This window comes from Burkholderia stagnalis, from assembly GCF_902830275.1.
Classification (GTDB): domain Bacteria; phylum Pseudomonadota; class Gammaproteobacteria; order Burkholderiales; family Burkholderiaceae; genus Burkholderia; species Burkholderia stagnalis.
This window is the reverse complement of record NZ_CADESW010000002.1, coordinates 556,116-571,174: the sequence shown is the minus strand read 5'-3', so window position 1 is coordinate 571,174 and position 15,059 is coordinate 556,116. Positions and strand designations below refer to the sequence as shown.

Sequence of the window (15,059 nt, the reverse complement as noted above, 5' to 3'; positions counted from 1 at the left end):
GCGGCGCGGTTCGCGCATGCGCCGGCAGGTGCCGCATCGGGTCGCGCGGGCGCTAAGATGCGCGTATTCCGGTTCGCGCGGCACGCGCGCGAACGTGCCCTTACCGTTTCCGACCGCATGGACGATTCGAACGACTTCCTGGTTCCGCTGCTGCCGCCGTTGCTCGCGCTGCTCGAACGGGCCGCCGACGCGCAGGCGCGCGGCGAGCACGCCGCACATGATCTATGGCTCGCCGCCGCCGCGCATCTGCACGCCGTCGACACGGCATCGCTCGCACGGCTCACGATCGCGCTCGCCGGGCGGCAGCGCACGGCCGATGCGGTTGCCCTCGCCGACCGGTGCGCACGCCTGCATCCGAACGCGGCCGCCCGGTTCAACCTCGGCTACGCGCTGCAGATGGACGGCCGCCACGCCGAAGCGGTCGCGCCTTATCGCGCCGCACTGGCGAGCGAGCCCGACCTGCCGTCGCTGCGCAACAACCTGGCGATCGCGCTGCGGCTGTCGGGCGGCGATCGCGCGGAGGAGGTCGCGCTGCTCGAGGAGGCGGTGAACGTCGATCCGCACGACGCGCAGGCGTGGATCAACCTCGTCGTCGCGCGGCTGGCCGGGCAGGATCTGACGGGCGCGCTCGCGTGCGCGGAACGGCTCGTCGCGATCGCGCCCGACAATGCGCTCGCGATGAACAACGTCGCGTTGACGATGAAGGAGGCGCAGCGCTGGGACGACGCCGAGCGCTACGCGGCGCGCGCGTGCGCACTGGCGCCCGGCGATGCGTCGTATCGCTTCAACCTCGCAATCATTCATCTCGTGCGCGGCGATTATGCGGCCGGCTGGCGCGAGCACGAGGCGCGCTGGGACGGCTCCGGCGAGTTGCGCGGCCGCCTGCCGGCGCTGCCCGGCCCGCGCTGGCGGGGCGAGCCGCTGGCGGGCAAGACGCTGCTCGTCTGGGGCGAGCAGGGGATGGGCGACGTGCTGCAGTTCTGCCGCTTCGTCGCGCCGCTTGCCGAGCGCGTGCATCGCGAGGGTGGGCGGCTGGCATGGAACACGTTTCCGCAGATGGGCGCGCTGATGCAGCGCAGCCTCGGCGCGCATGCGGATGTTTTCAGCGCGGGCGGCGGCGTCGATGCGCTGCCGCGGTTCGACTATGAAGTGCCGCTGATCAGCCTGCCGCTGATGCTCGGCACGGGCGATGCGACGCTGGCGTCGTCGGTGCCGTATCTGCGGGCCGATGCGCATGCGCGCGATGCGTGGCGCGCGCGGCTGGGTGGGGACAGGCGGCTCAAGGTGGGACTCGTCTGGACGGGCAGCGCGGGGCACCAGCGCAACCCGTTCCGGCGCGTCGGGATCGAGCGCTACGTGGAGGCGTTCCGCGGGATCGACGGTGTCGCGTTCCATTCGCTGCAGCCGGGCGCGCAGGCCGATGTCGCCGCCGCACGCGCGGCCGGCTTGCCGATCGCCGATCACACCGCCGAACTGGCGAGCTTCGACGACACGGCCGCGTTCATCGGCGCACTGGATCTCGTGATCACCGTGTGCACGTCGGTCGCGCATCTGGCCGGTGCGCTCGGCGCGCGGACGTGGGTGCTGCTCGACGTGAATCCGCACTGGCCGTGGCTGCTCGAGCGGCGCGACAGCCCGTGGTATCCGGGCGCGACGCTGTACCGGCAGCCGGCGTTCGGCGAGTGGGGGGCGGTGATGGAGGCGGTTGCGCGGGATTTGCGGCAGATGGCGGAGCAGGCGCCGCGGCGCGCCTGATCGAAGGTCCGGCCATGCTGCCGGGCCGGGTTCCCGCCGCCGGTCGCGTGAGCGACGGCCGCGGGAACCCGGCTACGTCACGCCTGCCCGCCGCGCGCCGGCTTGCCGTTGCGCCGCCGCCCCGGCCCGAACGTGAACCCGAACGCGAGCAGCACGAACGACACCGCGAGCACGGTGTTGTTGCCGCTCGTCACGTAGGGCGTGAAGCCGCTGGTGCCTTCGATGCGCACGTCGAGCGAGCCGATCGTGAACGGCTTGAGCTGGCCCAGCACGCGGCCGCGCGCGTCGATCGCGGCCGTCATCCCGGTGTTGGTCGCGCGCAGCATCGGCCGGCCCGTCTCGAGCGCGCGCATCCGCGCGATCTGCAGGTGCTGGTCGAGCGCGATCGTGTCGCCGAACCACGCGAGGTTCGTCACGTTGACGAGCACGCCGGGCGGCTGCGGATTGTCGCGAATGGTGGCGGCGATCTCCTCGCCGAAGATGTCCTCGTAGCAGATGTCGGCCATCACCGGCTGGTTGCGCACGAGGAACGGCTTCTGCACCGGCGCGCCGCGCGCGAAATCGCCGAGCGGCATCTTCATCAGGTTCACGAACCAGCGGAACCCCCACGGGATGAATTCGCCGAAGGGCACGAGGTGGTGCTTGTCGTAGTGGTAGATGTCGCGCGAATTCGGCGTCACGCCGTACAGGCTGTTCGTGTAGTCGACGTAGCGGCCGTCGTCGGTCACCGACGCGCCGACCGCGCCGAACAGCACCGACGTGCCGGTGCCGTCGCTGAACTTGCGCACCGCGCGCGCGAACGGCTCGGGCAGTTCCTGGATCATCACCGCGATCGCGGTTTCCGGCGTGACGATCAGGTCGGCCGGCTTCTCGGTGATCATCTGCTGGTACATCTTGATCGCCGCGTCGATGCCTTCCTGCTCGAACTTGATGTCCTGTTTCACGTTGCCCTGCAGCAGCCGGACGTCGAGCGGCGCGTTCGCGGGCACGGTCCACGCCGCCTGCGACAGCGCGATGCCGGCGGCCACCAGCGCGAGCGCGACGCCGGCCGGCGCGGCGATCCGCACGGGCCGCTTGCCGGCTGCGCTCGTCTCCCGCGCGGGCGACGGGCGCGCGGCGGCCAGCGCCTGCACGACCAGCGCGGCGAACAGCGCCAGCACCCAGCCGATGCCGTACACGCCGACGATCGCCGCGAAGCCCGCGAACGGGCCGTCCACCTGCGGATAGCCGCTCGCGAGCCACGGAAAGCCGGTAAACAGCGTGCCGCGCAGCCACTCGCCGAGCGCCCAGGCGCTCGCGAACGCAAATGCGCCGTGCCAGGTCGGCGCGAACGGCCGCGGGTCGGGGGCGCGGCGGTGCCACGCATGGCCCGCGCAGAACGACCACAGCCCGGCCGAGAACGCCGGGTACAGCGACAGGTAGAGCGAGAACAGCACCAGCGCGCCGCCGGCGAGCGGCGCGGCCATCTCGCCGTACACGTGCATGCTGATGTAGAGCCACCAGATGCCGCTGATGAAGTTGCCGAAGCCGAACGCGCCGCCCGTCAGCGCCGCGCTCCGCCAGCTTGCGGTGCGCGTGAGCTGCGCGAAAAACCAGACGAATACGGCGAGCTGCAGCCAGCCGCCATGCGGCGTCGGCGCGAACGTCAGGGTATTGGCCGCGCCGGCGAGCAGCGCGGCGGGGTAGTGCCAGCGCGGCAGCGTGCGGCCGGGCGCCGGCGCGAAAAGGCCGCCAGCCGGGCGGGACGGGATCGGATCGTCCATGCGAAGCGAAAATGGCGAAGCGGTGGTTGAAAGTGACGCCGCGCGGCGGTCAGTCCTCGTGCGACGTTTCGGCGCGTCGGCTGGCGAGCGGATTGCGGCGCACCAGCAGCACGTGCACCTGGCGCGCGTCGCCGCGCTGGATCTCGAACACGAGGTTGCCGAGCTGCACCTTCTCGCCGCGATGCGGAACGCGCCCGAAATGGTGCGTGATCAGGCCGCCGATGGTGTCGACTTCGTCGTCGGAGAAATCGGTGCCGAACGCGTCGTTGAACTGCTCGATTTCGGTCAGCGCGCGCACGCGGTAGCGGCCGTCCGGCGCGGCGATGATGTTGCCGGCTTCCTCGTCGAAGTCGTATTCGTCCTCGATGTCGCCGACGATCTGCTCGAGCACGTCCTCGATCGTGATCAGGCCCGCCACGCCGCCGTACTCGTCGACGACGATCGCCAGGTGGTTGCGGTTGACCCGGAAGTCGTGCAGCAGCACGTTCAGGCGCTTCGATTCCGGAATGAACACGACGGGGCGCAGCATCCCGCGCACGTCGAACTCCTCTTCCGCGTAGAAGCGCAGCAGATCTTTCGCGAGCAGCACGCCGATCACGTTGTCGCGGTTTTCTTCGTAGACGGGGTAGCGCGAGTGCGCCTTCTCGAGCACGAACGGGATGAAATCCTCGGGTTTGTCGGCGATGTTGATCGCGTCCATCTGTGCGCGCGGCACCATGATGTCGCGCGCGCACAGGTCGGAAACCTGGAACACGCCTTCGATCATCGACAGCGAATCGGCGTCGATCAGGTTGCGCTCGTGCGCGTCCTGGAGGATTTCGAGCAACTCGCCGCGGGATTCGGGCTCGGGCGAGATGAAGTCGGTCAGGCGCTCGAGCAGCGAGCGCTTTTCATGCGGTTTGTCGTTGGACTTTCGACTGGGATACGAATCGTTCATGGTGGTGCGCCCGGCTCATGTCGGGGCGCGCTGTCACGGAATTGGCAAGGATACACCAAGGGCATGGCGCGGCCGTGTCACCCGGCCGTCCGGCCAGGGCGGGCAGCCGCGCGGGCCCCGCTCGGGGACGGACCGGCTCGGCGCCGCGCCGTCCCTTGCTTTCCATCCTATCTCAGAAAGGCGCGGCGAGGCAGCGGTGGTCAAAATCCGGGGCGGCAGCCGGCCGCTGCGACGATTGGCCGCCGGGCGCAGGCATGCCGGAACGGCGCTCAGAACCGCATGCCGGCCGAGCAGCCGCCGGCGGCGATCCCGTTCGCGGCGGCGCCGCCGCAGCCGAGCACGCCGCAGGCGGACAACGACAGGGCCGCGGCGACGATCAGTGCGGCGGCTTTGAAGCGTGGCGAGCCCGGCAGTTTCATCGCGGCCTCCTTCGAAGATGAACAGGGCGGCGGGCCGGCGGGCGGCGCCGCGCGGCGTTACCGGCAGCGCGCGAGCAGCCCTTCCAGCGCGCGGTCGGGAATGCCGCTCGCGCGCAGCGCGTCGACGGTCCGGCTCACGTAGTCGAGCGTCGTGCCGTAGCGGCCGGCCGCGCAGCCGAACACTTCCTTCACGACGGGATCCGTCAGCTTGCCGGTATAGGTCGGCGCGTCGCGGCGCATCACGAATGCGAGCGCCTGCACGCGTTCGCCGTTCTCGAGCGAGCACGGCAGCCATGCGGGCCGGTACGAGCCCATCGGCATCTCGCGTTTCCAGAGCGTTTCGAGGTGCGGCTGCGCGGTCGCGCCGGCGAGCCGGAACGCGATGCCGCTGCACGAGCCGCCGCGGTCGAGCGCCAGCACGAGGCCCGGGCGCTCCGGCGTGCCGCGGTTCACGCGCGACCACAGGTACAGGCCGCGGTGGTAGCCGTGCACCTTGCCGCGCAGCGCGTCGATGGTCGGCAGGCCGGGGTTCCAGATCAGCGATCCATAGCCGAACAGCCACAGATCGCGCTGCCCGTCCCAGTCGCGCATCGTGTGCGCGAGCGACGCCGCGAGCTCGTCTTCCGTCAGCAGCCGTCCCTCGCCGATCGACGGCGGGTACGCAGGCGGGAGCGGGGCGGCGTTGCGCATCGGTGACGGCCCGGCTTAACGGTACGGGTTCGGGAAGCCCAGTTTGGCGAGGATGTCGACTTCGAGCGCTTCCATCTCGGCCGCGTCCTCGTCGCTCGTTTCGTGGTCGTAGCCCTGCGCGTGCAGCGCGCCGTGCACGAGCAGGTGCGCATAGTGGGCGACGAGCGGCTTGCCCTGTTCGTGCGCTTCCTTCTCGACGACCGGGCAGCACAGCACGAGGTCGCCGATCACGGTGCCGTCCGGCGCGTCGTCGTACGCGAAGGTCAGCACGTTGGTCGGGTAATCCTTGTGGCGGTAGCTGTCGTTCAGCGCGCGGCCTTCCTCCTCGCCGACGAAGCGCACGGTGAGCTGCGCATCGGCGAACAGCGCGGGCGCGATCCATTCGGCGATTAGCTTGCGCTTCGGGAGCGCCTTGCGCGCGGCGGCGTCGAGACCGTCGCCGTACTGGACGGCGAGGTCGAGCTCGGGCTCGCGAAGCGGTTCGCCGTCGGCACCGACGTCACGCGGCGCGGGCTCCGCGCCGACGTGCAGCGTCACGCTGTCGTAGTGTTCGGGCTGCAGCGCGAGCTTCGCGCGCATCGCCGGATCGGTGTGCTGCGCGACGATCGCGACGGCGGCTTCGCCGGAGCTGCCCGACAGGTCGAACATCAGGCTGCGGCCGTCGGCAAAGTCGATCCGCAGCCCCGATGCATCGATGGACCTGACCTTGCCTTTCGCGTCGAACAGGGAAAGGCGGGGTGTTTCGGACGTGGCCTTGTCGGCACGGGCGGACTTGCTGGAGCGGGACGATTTCATGACGCGTCGGGCAATTGGAACGCGATGAGCATACACCAAACGGCCGATCCCACCCGAATTCGACCGCTCGCCGCGCGGCCGAAAAAAAGCCCGGCGCGCCATCGGGCGGGCCGGGGCGACGCGCGAGAGCGTCAGGCGTCCTTGTGCTGCGCGTGGAACTCGTCGTACGCCTCGACGATGCGCGCGACGAGCGGATGCCGGACGACGTCGGCGCTCGTGAAGCGCGTGAGCGCGATGCCCCGCACGCCGCCGAGCACCTGCTGCGCCTCGATCAAACCGCTCTTCTGCGCGCGCGGCAGGTCGACCTGGCTCGTGTCGCCGGTGACGACCGCCTTCGAGCCGAAGCCGATCCGCGTGAGGAACATCTTCATCTGCTCGGGCGTCGTGTTCTGCGCCTCGTCGAGGATGATGAACGCGTGGTTCAATGTGCGGCCGCGCATGTACGCGAGCGGCGCGATCTCGATCATCTGCCGCTCGAACATCTTCGCCGTCTTGTCGAAGCCGAGCAGGTCGTACAGCGCGTCGTACAGCGGCCGCAGGTACGGATCGACCTTCTGCGCGAGGTCGCCCGGCAGGAAGCCGAGCCGCTCGCCGGCCTCGACGGCCGGGCGCGTCAGCACGATGCGCTTGACCTGGTCGCGCTCGAGCGCGTCGACCGCGCACGCGACCGCGAGATAGGTCTTGCCGGTGCCGGCCGGGCCGATGCCGAACGTGATGTCGTGCGACAGGATCTGCTTCAGGTACTCGCGCTGCGCGGGCGTGCGGCCGCGCAGGTCGGCGCGGCGCGTGTAGAGCTTCGGCGCGGGCTCCTCGAGTTCCTCGTCGTCGATGCGCATCACCGGCTCGTCGAACGGATGGTCGGGGTCGCCGCGGAAGCGCACGTCGAGGGTGTCCTCGACGCGGCCGTTGCCGCCCGTGTGGCGCACCTCGACGAGGGCGAGCTGGATGTCGTCGACCGACAGCGGATCGCGCGCGCGGTTGTAGAAGTTTTCGAGCGCGGTGAGCGCGAGCTTCGCGCCGCGCCCGCGGATCGTGATCCGGTGGCCGCGCCGTTGCATCGTGACGTCGAGCGCCTGTTCGATCTGCCGCAGGTTCTCGTCGAGCGGGCCGCAGAGATTCGCGAGGCGCGCGTTGTCGTCGCGCGGCGCGGTGAATTCCAGTGGTTGGGTGGTCTTCAAAGTGGCGTCGGGCTCCTGGTGGAACGTCAGTGCGTGGCCGTGCTCGCGTCGTCGTGTGCGAGCACGAGCTCGCCGCGCAGCGAGTGCGGATACGCGTGATTGATCTTCACGTCGATCATCTGGCCGATCAGGCGCGGGTGCGACGCGAGCGGCGCCGGGAAATTCACGACCCGGTTGTTCTCGGTGCGGCCCGCGAGTTCGTTCGGGTCCTTGCGCGACGGCCCCTCGACGAGGATGCGCTCGACCTTGCCGACCATCGACTGGCTGATGCGCGCGACGTTCTCCTCGATGGTCGCCTGCAGATGTTGCAGGCGTTTGAGCTTGACCTCGCGCGGCGTGTCGTCGTGCAGGTTCGCGGCCGGCGTGCCGGGGCGCGGGCTGTAGATGAACGAGAAGCTCGTGTCGTAGCTCATCTCGTGCACGAGCGCCATCATCTTGTCGAAGTCGGCCTCGGTCTCGCCGGGGAAGCCGACGATCAGGTCGGTCGACAGCGACAGGTCGGGGCGGATCGCGCGCAGCTTGCGGATCACCGACTTGTACTCGAGCACCGTGTAGCCGCGCTTCATCGCCATCAGGATCCGGTCGGAGCCGTGCTGCACCGGCAGGTGCAGGTGGCTCACGAGCTTGGGCACCTTCGCGTACATGTCGATCAGGCGCTGCGTGAATTCCTTCGGGTGCGACGTCGTGTAGCGGATCCGCTCGATGCCGGGGATGTCGGCGACGTATTCGATCAGCGTCGCGAAATCGGCGATCTCGCTCGCGCCGGCCGTCAGCGCGCCGCGGTACGCATTCACGTTCTGGCCGAGCAGCGTGACTTCGCGCACGCCCTGGTCGGCGAGGCCCGCGACCTCGGTCAGCACGTCGTCGAGCGGGCGCGACACTTCATCGCCGCGCGTGTACGGCACCACGCAGTAGCTGCAGTACTTCGAGCAGCCTTCCATGATCGACACGAACGCGCTCGGGCCCTCGACGCGCGCGGGCGGCAGGTGGTCGAACTTCTCGATCTCGGGGAACGTGATGTCGACCTGCGCGCGGCCGCTCGAGCGGCGCGCGTCGATCATCTGCGGCAGGCGGTGCAAGGTTTGCGGGCCGAACACGAGGTCGACGTACGGTGCGCGCGACACGATCGACGCGCCTTCCTGGCTCGCGACGCAGCCGCCGACGCCGATCAGCAAGTTAGGGTTCGCTTCCTTCAGCTCGCGCACGCGGCCGAGGTCGGAGAACACCTTCTCCTGCGCCTTCTCGCGCACCGAGCAGGTGTTGAACAGGATGATGTCCGCGTCTTCGGGGGTGTCGGTCTTTTCGAGGCCTTCGGCGGCATTGAGCACGTCCACCATCTTGTCCGAGTCGTACTCGTTCATCTGGCAGCCGAAGGTCTTTACGTAAACTTTCTTGGTCATGGGGATTCGCCGTTCGCAGTGGTTGACCTGGGGGCGTCGTCAAGGGTGAATCGGGACGGCCGTCGTCCGGCCCCGGGCACGTGATGCGCGGGGATGTGCGCGGGAGCGCACGCGGGAAAAAGCCGTCGGGAAAGCCTTTTATTATAGCTTTTCGCACCGCCCCGGGCGGGGGGCCGGTTGCGGCGGCGCGACGCCGGCGCGGCTGCGTTCGGACCCCGTGACCCACCGGCCATCCTCCGGCCGCGGTGCGCTCAGCGGCACGCGTTCAGCAGGTCGTCGAGCGCCGCCTCCTCGCGCGCGAAGCGTTCGACGAGGAAATCCAGCAGCACGCGCACGCGCGGCGCCATGTAGCGCCTGCTGTGATGAATCGCATGCAGCGGCGCGTCGTCCTGCCGCCACTCGGGCAGCAGCACGCGCAGCCGCCCCGCGCGCACGTCGTCCGCGACATCCCAGATCGACTTCTGCACGATCCCGTGGCCGCGCAGCGCCCACTCGCGGGCGAGGCCGCCGTCGTTCGTCTCGAACGCGTTCGCGAGCGGCACCGTGTAGGTCTGCACCTCGCCGTCGCGCGTGAAGCGCCACGCGTTCAGCGGCCCGGATGCGAGCGTGATCACGATGCACGGAAAGCGGGCCAGATCGTGTGGATCGCGCGGCGTGCCGTGCCGCGCGACGAACGCCGGGGACGCGCACAGCACGCGCCGGTTCGCGGCGAGCCGGCGGGCGATCAGCGCGCTGTCGGGCGGCGCGGCGAAGCGGATCGCGAGGTCGATCTCGTCCTGCCACAGGTTCAACGAGGAATCGGCCGCCGTCAGCGAGAACGTCACGTCCGGATATCGCGCGGTGAATGCGTCGAGCCAGGCGAGCAGCTGGTTGCGGCCGAAATCGGACGTCGACGACAGCCGCACCTTGCCGCCGACGACATTGCGGCCCGCCTGCAGCATCGCATCCGCATCGTCGAGCGCCTGCAGCGCCTGGCGGCAGCAGTTCAGGTACAGGCGGCCCTCGTCGGTGAGCCGCAGCTGCCGCGTCGAGCGCTCGAACAGGCGGGTCGCGACCTGCGCCTCGAGTTTGGCGAGACGCGCGCTCGCGGCGGCCGGCGTCAGGTTCAGCTTGCGCCCGGCGGCGGACAGGCTGCCCAGCTCCGCCGCCTCGACGAACAGCCGGATATCGCCCAGTCGGTCCATCCGGTTTTCCAATAATTTTTGAAAATGATTCAAATGCTACGCCAATTATCAAAAATCGGCGGATTCCGGAGAATGCGCGCACGTCCCGTCATCTTGTGCGGCGCGGCACCGTTGCGGCGCCGCGACCGCCGCTCCCGGAGAACACCATGCCCGTCCCGTTGCTGGCGCTTGCGATCAGCGCCTTCGCCATCGGCACCACCGAATTCATCATCATGGGTCTCCTGCCCGAGGTCGCGCGCGACCTCGCGGTGTCGCTGCCGTCGGCCGGCCTGCTCGTGACCGGCTACGCGCTCGGCGTCGCGGCGGGCGCGCCGCTGCTCGCGGTGCTGACGAGCCGCATGCCGCGCAAGACCGCGCTGCAGCTGCTGATGGCGATCTTCATCGCAGGCAACGTGCTGTGCGCGATTGCGTCCGGCTACGCGATGCTGATGGTCGCGCGCGTCGTCACGTCGTTCGCGCACGGCTCGTTCTTCGGGATCGGCGCGGTGGTCGCGGCGTCGCTCGTACCGGCCGACAAGCGCGCGAGCGCGATCGCGCTGATGTTCACGGGCCTCACGCTGTCGAACGTGCTCGGCGTGCCGTTCGGCACGTTCGTCGGCCAGCTGCTCGGCTGGCGCGCGTCGTTCTGGATCGTCGCGGCGCTGGGCGTCGCGTCGCTCGCGGGCATCGCCGCATGGGTGCCGAACCGCCACGACGGCGGCCCGATCGGGCTCGGCCGCGAAGTGCGCGTGCTGAAGGAGCCGCAGGTGTGGCTCGCGCTGCTGATGACCGTGCTCGGCTTCGGCGGCGTGTTCGTCGTGTTCACCTATATCGCGCCGATCCTCGAAAGCGTGGCCGGCTATTCGCCGCGCGCGGTCGCGTTGATCCTCGTGCTGTTCGGCGCCGGCCTGACGATCGGCAACACGCTCGGCGGCAAGCTCGCCGACCGCGCGCTGATGCCGTCGCTGATGGCGATCCTCGTCGCGCTGATCGCGGTGATGGCCGTGTTCGCGAAGACGAGCCACCAGCCGGTCGCGGCCGCCGTGACCGTGTTCGTGTGGGGGATCGCGGCGTTCGCGACGGTGCCGCCGCTGCAGGCGCGCGTCGTCGAGAAGGCGGCGCGCGCGCCGCATCTCGCGTCGACCCTCAACATCGGCGCGTTCAACGTGGGCAACGCGGGCGGCGCGTGGCTCGGCGGCCTCGCGCTCGGCCACGGCGTCGCGCTCGATGCGCTGCCGTGGGTCGCGGCCGCGGTGACCGGCGCGGCGCTCGCCGTCACGTGGCTCGCGGCGCGGCTCGATGCGCGCGGCCCGGCGCAGCGTGCAACGCGCGCGACGGCGCAATAGCGTGGGAACGGACCGTGGCGGAACGCATTCCTCCGCGATGCTGATAACGGTGTGAAGATAACTTCGTTTGCCCGTGGAAAGCCGGGTGATAGCGTCTCGGTACGCGCTTCGATCGAGGCGCAACCCGATACTCATCCGGCTTACCCCATCATTCGCAGGGCCGCGCCGCGGCCCGGAGGCAATGCAATGTATTCACCCCTGGCGCTGGTGCGCGATGTGTCTTCCGTGGAGTCCGGCAATGCCGTCGATGTCCGGACGCAGGCGTCGCTCGACGTGCTCGAGCAGGTCGTCGGCGTCAATCTCGCGCGGCTGCGCGCCGAGCGGCAACTGTCGCTCGATGCGCTCGCGCGGCTGTCCGGCGTGTCGCGTGCGATGCTCGCGCAGATCGAGTCGGCGCGCAGCGTGCCGTCGATCAAGGTGCTGTGCAAGATCGCCGCGGCGCTGAAGGTGTCCGTCGCGGCGTTCCTGCGCCGCCATGCGGTGAACGGCTTCGAGCATCTCGCGGCCGAGCGCGCATCGCGCGTCGTCAGCTCGAACGGGCGCTTCTCGGCGCGCGCGCTCTATCCGGAAGGCGAGCCGGCCGCGGCCGAGTTCCACGAGCTGCGGATCGCGCCGCTGCACACCGAGCCGGGCGCGCGCCGCGCGCCGGGTACGACGGTCAACCTCGTGGTCAGCGAGGGCACGCTCGAGGTGAGCGTGCACGAGCGCCGCCAGTTGCTCGCGACCGGCGATGCGATCGTGTTCGACGCCGACCAGCCGTACAGCCTGCGCAACCCGGGCGACAGCGAGGCGCGTGCGTTTCGCGTGACGGTGAGCCCGGAGGTGCCGCCGCGCTGGCTCGTGCCGGATGCGGCGCGGGCGGCGGGCTAGGCGCACCTGGCCGGCGATACCTTGCCGGCCGCGCCTGGGCGGCCCCGCCTAGCTGGCCGCGCCAGTCCATTCGGACGATGTCGTTAGACGGCGTCGTCAGTAAGGTCTTGCATGAAGTTCGCTGCGCCGCGCGTGCAGCTGTTGTATGCTTTGCCGGCCGGTTTTTCCGGCAATCAGTGCGTCTTCAGGGCGGGGCGGAATTCCCCACCGGCGGTAGGCTGGCGTAAGCCGGCGAGCCCGCGAGCGCCCGCGCAGCCTGCGCGGGGTCAGCAGATCTGGTCGAATGCCAGAGCCGACGGTCACAGTCCGGATGAGAGAAGATGTGCAGATAGTCATGTCCGTCAGGGCCGCTTTGCGCCGCGCGCGAGGCGGATCGTCGTTCTGTCTGTTTGCAATGCCCTGAAACGTTTTTCGCCCACATCGAATTGCGAGGAGCGTTTCACATGTCCTTTACCTCTGCCGCTTTGCCCCGTTCGTCGGCGCCCGCCGACGCCTTCGCCGACCTTCCTCTGCTCGACGCCGAACCGGTGCCGCCGCGCATTGCCGCCGCGCTCGACGCGTTGCGCGCGGGCCGCGCGGTCGTGCTGCAGGACGATCACGACCGCGAGAACGAAGCCGACCTGATCGTCGCCGCCGAGCGCATCACGCCCGAGACGATGGCGCTGCTGATCCGCGAGTGCAGCGGCATCGTCTGCCTGTGCCTGACCGACGACAAGGTGCGCGCGCTCGAGCTGCCGCCGATGGTGCAGACCAACGAGAGCCGCAACGGCACGGCGTTCACGGTGTCGATCGAGGCGCGCGAAGGCGTGCATACGGGCGTGTCGGCGGCCGACCGCGTGACGACGATCCGCGCGGCGATCGCCGACGACGCGGTGCCGCACGACATCGTCCGCCCGGGCCACGTGTTCCCGCTGCGCGCGCAGCCGGGCGGCGTGCTCGCGCGCCGCGGCCACACCGAAGGCACGGTCGACCTCGCGATTCTCGCGGGGCTGAAGCCGGCCGGCGTGCTGTGCGAGCTGATGAACCCGGACGGCACGATGACGCGCGGCGACGACGTCGCGCGTTTCGCGCAACAGCACGGCCTGCCGATGCTGACGATCGCGGAGCTGGTCGAGTTTCGCGAGGCGCTGGCGGCCGCGCGCGAAGGCTGCCTCAGCGAAGCCTGATCGAACGGCCGGGGCTCATCCGTTCCCGACGAATCCCCAGCCGGTTGAAGGGGCGCCCCGGTGGCCTGACTGACCACTGCGTCCCGCGCGGCGCATCGCGCGCCGCGCTCGCATCGCGACGCATGACAAGCGACGCGCCCGCGCCCGCAGGAGGCGTCGCCGGAATTACGACTGCACGTCGCCGAACTCGCCGCGCATGCCGGCGGCGACGAGCGACGGCAGCTCGTCCATGTGGCGCATGATCCGCGTGATGCCCATCGCGCGCAGCGCGTCCGCGTAATTGTCGGGGATGTGGCTCGCGCCGACGAACGCGATCGTCTTCATGCCGGCCGCGCGCGCGGCATTCAGGCCCGACACGCTGTCCTCGACGACGATGCAGCGCGCCGGCGCAACGCCGAGCGTGCTTGCCGCATGCAGGTAGACGTCGGGGTAGGGCTTCGGCCGCGCGACCTGCTCGGCGCTGAATACGCGCTCGCCGAAGATCTCGGTGAGCGCCGCGCGCTTCAGCGAGCTGCGCACGCGCGCGAGGCGGCTGTTCGACACGACCGCCGCAGGCAGGCCCACTTGCAGCAGCGCGTCGCGCACGCCGGTGATCGGCGCGAGCGATTGCGCGAGCCCCGCTTCGATGTTGTGCTCGATGGTCTCGATGAAGTTGCCGGGCATCGTGATGCCGTAGCGCGTTTCGAGGCCGGCGAGGAAGCGCGACGTCTGCTGGCCGAACGCGGTTTTCGCGGCGGCCTCGAAATCGATGTGCGGGAATGTGGCGGACAGCGTTTCGAGGAGTACGCGGTCGGCGATGACTTCGCTGTCGACGAGCACGCCGTCGCAGTCGCAGATGAGGTGATCGAGCATGGCGGTGAAGAAGCAGGGCGTCGGCGACGCCCTTCAGCCGCCATGATACGTGCTTTCACGCGCGTGCTGACAACGCCGCAGTGCGCGATCCGCCACTCAGCCCATCAGCGCCTGCGGCGTCGGCTTGAGCATCACCACGCCCGCGATGATCGTCGCGATGCCGAGCCACTGCAGCGCGCTCGGCCGCTCGCCGCGCACGAAGAAGCCGAGCAGCGCGCTGACGCCGCTCGCGAGCGAACTGAGGACGGTGACGATCGCCACGTGCCCGGTGGTCGCGCCGTAGGCGAGCGTGCAGAAGCCGAGCAGGCTGAACAGGCTGATCGACATGATCGGCGCGACGATCGAGCGCGGCAGCGCGGCCAGCTTGCGCCGCTGCGCGAGCGTCGTGAACAGGATCACGACGGCGGTCAGGCAGTAGATCCACAGCGCGCTGACGACGCCGAGGCTCTTGACCGCGAAGGCGCCCTGCAGCCAGAACCCGAGCCCGAACATCAGCGCGGACAGCAGCGCAAAGCCGATCGACGTCGCCGATTCGGGGTGCCCGTCCGAGGATTGCGAGATGCTCGCGAGGCAGGCGCCGACGAGCGCGGTGCGCCGGTGGCGCCCGCGGCGCTCGCCGATGCGGGCGCAAAGCTGAAGACGCTGCGGTCGGCGCCGGGCGGATGAAAAACAGCCCGCGGCCTTGCGGCGCGCGGGCTGTCGGGTGTCGACGCGCGCAGCGTCTG

Annotated in this window: 13 protein-coding genes, 1 pseudogene and 1 riboswitch; of the genes and pseudogenes, 4 read left to right on the top strand and 10 right to left on the bottom strand. The window is 70.0% G+C overall.

All coding sequences use genetic code 11. From position 1 onward, the window contains the following. Positions 1 to 117: 117 nt before the first annotated feature. A complete protein-coding gene (locus HWY45_RS06620) occupies positions 118 to 1,755 on the top strand; it encodes a tetratricopeptide repeat protein (protein WP_059879974.1) in 1,638 nt (545 codons plus the stop codon). 77 nt (positions 1,756 to 1,832) lie between these two features. Here HWY45_RS06620 and lnt read toward each other — a convergent pair whose 3' ends face one another. The 8 genes from lnt to HWY45_RS06580 form a co-directional block, all read right to left on the bottom strand. Next, a complete protein-coding gene (gene lnt, locus HWY45_RS06615; protein WP_059879861.1) occupies positions 1,833 to 3,518 on the bottom strand; it encodes an apolipoprotein N-acyltransferase in 1,686 nt (561 codons plus the stop codon). A gap of 49 nt (positions 3,519 to 3,567) precedes the next feature. Beyond that, positions 3,568 to 4,455, bottom strand: a complete 888-nt coding sequence (locus tag HWY45_RS06610; protein WP_059566087.1) for an HlyC/CorC family transporter — start codon at positions 4,453 to 4,455, stop codon at positions 3,568 to 3,570. A 269-nt stretch (positions 4,456 to 4,724) separates the two neighbouring features. Beyond that, complete coding sequence (locus HWY45_RS06605; RefSeq protein ID WP_170304051.1) at positions 4,725 to 4,874, bottom strand: hypothetical protein; 150 nt, start codon at positions 4,872 to 4,874, stop codon at positions 4,725 to 4,727. Between the two features lie 57 nt (positions 4,875 to 4,931). Then, positions 4,932 to 5,564 (bottom strand): gamma-glutamylcyclotransferase, encoded by a 633-nt coding sequence (locus HWY45_RS06600; protein WP_059566086.1) that lies wholly within the window; start codon positions 5,562 to 5,564, stop codon positions 4,932 to 4,934. A gap of 15 nt (positions 5,565 to 5,579) precedes the next feature. Further along, positions 5,580 to 6,359, bottom strand: coding sequence for an rRNA maturation RNase YbeY (ybeY, locus tag HWY45_RS06595; protein ID WP_059879858.1), 780 nt, complete (start codon positions 6,357 to 6,359; stop codon positions 5,580 to 5,582). 131 nt (positions 6,360 to 6,490) lie between these two features. Continuing rightward, entirely contained in the window at positions 6,491 to 7,537 is a 1,047-nt protein-coding gene (locus HWY45_RS06590) for a PhoH family protein (protein WP_059879855.1), read from the bottom strand. 26 nt (positions 7,538 to 7,563) lie between these two features. Next, positions 7,564 to 8,937, bottom strand: coding sequence for a tRNA (N6-isopentenyl adenosine(37)-C2)-methylthiotransferase MiaB (gene miaB / locus HWY45_RS06585; protein ID WP_059802197.1), 1,374 nt, complete (start codon positions 8,935 to 8,937; stop codon positions 7,564 to 7,566). Between the two features lie 251 nt (positions 8,938 to 9,188). Further along, a complete protein-coding gene (locus HWY45_RS06580) occupies positions 9,189 to 10,121 on the bottom strand; it encodes a LysR family transcriptional regulator (RefSeq protein WP_059566082.1) in 933 nt (310 codons plus the stop codon). A gap of 146 nt (positions 10,122 to 10,267) precedes the next feature. On the opposite strand from HWY45_RS06580, the gene HWY45_RS06575 reads away from it, so the two are divergent. From HWY45_RS06575 to ribB, 3 genes are all read left to right on the top strand, one after another. After that, the gene (locus HWY45_RS06575) at positions 10,268 to 11,446 is read left to right on the top strand and encodes an MFS transporter (RefSeq protein WP_059566161.1); all 1,179 of its coding nucleotides are present in this window, start codon (positions 10,268 to 10,270) and stop codon (positions 11,444 to 11,446) included. A gap of 186 nt (positions 11,447 to 11,632) precedes the next feature. Beyond that, positions 11,633 to 12,316, top strand: a complete 684-nt coding sequence (locus HWY45_RS06570) for a helix-turn-helix domain-containing protein (RefSeq protein WP_059566081.1) — start codon at positions 11,633 to 11,635, stop codon at positions 12,314 to 12,316. Between the two features lie 176 nt (positions 12,317 to 12,492). After that, a riboswitch (FMN riboswitch) is annotated at positions 12,493 to 12,642 on the top strand. Between the two features lie 117 nt (positions 12,643 to 12,759). Then, positions 12,760 to 13,482: a 3,4-dihydroxy-2-butanone-4-phosphate synthase gene (gene ribB, locus HWY45_RS06565; RefSeq protein WP_059566080.1), complete on the top strand. Its 723-nt coding sequence runs from the start codon at positions 12,760 to 12,762 to the stop codon at positions 13,480 to 13,482. Positions 13,483 to 13,647: 165 nt separating this feature from the next. Here the strand turns inward: ribB and HWY45_RS06560 are convergent, their stop codons facing one another. Together HWY45_RS06560 and HWY45_RS06555 are read right to left on the bottom strand one after the other, a co-directional pair. Next, entirely contained in the window at positions 13,648 to 14,334 is a 687-nt protein-coding gene (locus HWY45_RS06560) for an HAD family hydrolase (RefSeq protein ID WP_059802195.1), read from the bottom strand. A 96-nt stretch (positions 14,335 to 14,430) separates the two neighbouring features. Beyond that, positions 14,431 to 14,919: pseudogene (locus tag HWY45_RS06555) on the bottom strand (EamA family transporter); the annotation flags it as partial. Positions 14,920 to 15,059: the final 140 nt, after the last annotated feature.

Bases quoted from the DNA above. Each gene is read 5' to 3' on its own strand.
- HWY45_RS06620 (WP_059879974.1), top strand. From the start codon at position 118: ATGGACGATTCGAACGACTTCCTGGTTCCGCTGCTGCCGCCGTTGCTC.
- lnt (WP_059879861.1), bottom strand. From the start codon at position 3,518: ATGGACGATCCGATCCCGTCCCGCCCGGCTGGCGGCCTTTTCGCGCCG.
- HWY45_RS06610 (WP_059566087.1), bottom strand. From the start codon at position 4,455: ATGAACGATTCGTATCCCAGTCGAAAGTCCAACGACAAACCGCATGAA.
- HWY45_RS06605 (WP_170304051.1), bottom strand. From the start codon at position 4,874: ATGAAACTGCCGGGCTCGCCACGCTTCAAAGCCGCCGCACTGATCGTC.
- HWY45_RS06600 (WP_059566086.1), bottom strand. From the start codon at position 5,564: ATGCGCAACGCCGCCCCGCTCCCGCCTGCGTACCCGCCGTCGATCGGC.
- ybeY (WP_059879858.1), bottom strand. From the start codon at position 6,359: ATGAAATCGTCCCGCTCCAGCAAGTCCGCCCGTGCCGACAAGGCCACG.
- miaB (WP_059802197.1), bottom strand. From the start codon at position 8,937: ATGACCAAGAAAGTTTACGTAAAGACCTTCGGCTGCCAGATGAACGAG.
- HWY45_RS06580 (WP_059566082.1), bottom strand. From the start codon at position 10,121: ATGGACCGACTGGGCGATATCCGGCTGTTCGTCGAGGCGGCGGAGCTG.
- HWY45_RS06575 (WP_059566161.1), top strand. From the start codon at position 10,268: ATGCCCGTCCCGTTGCTGGCGCTTGCGATCAGCGCCTTCGCCATCGGC.
- HWY45_RS06570 (WP_059566081.1), top strand. From the start codon at position 11,633: ATGTATTCACCCCTGGCGCTGGTGCGCGATGTGTCTTCCGTGGAGTCC.
- ribB (WP_059566080.1), top strand. From the start codon at position 12,760: ATGTCCTTTACCTCTGCCGCTTTGCCCCGTTCGTCGGCGCCCGCCGAC.
- HWY45_RS06560 (WP_059802195.1), bottom strand. From the start codon at position 14,334: ATGCTCGATCACCTCATCTGCGACTGCGACGGCGTGCTCGTCGACAGC.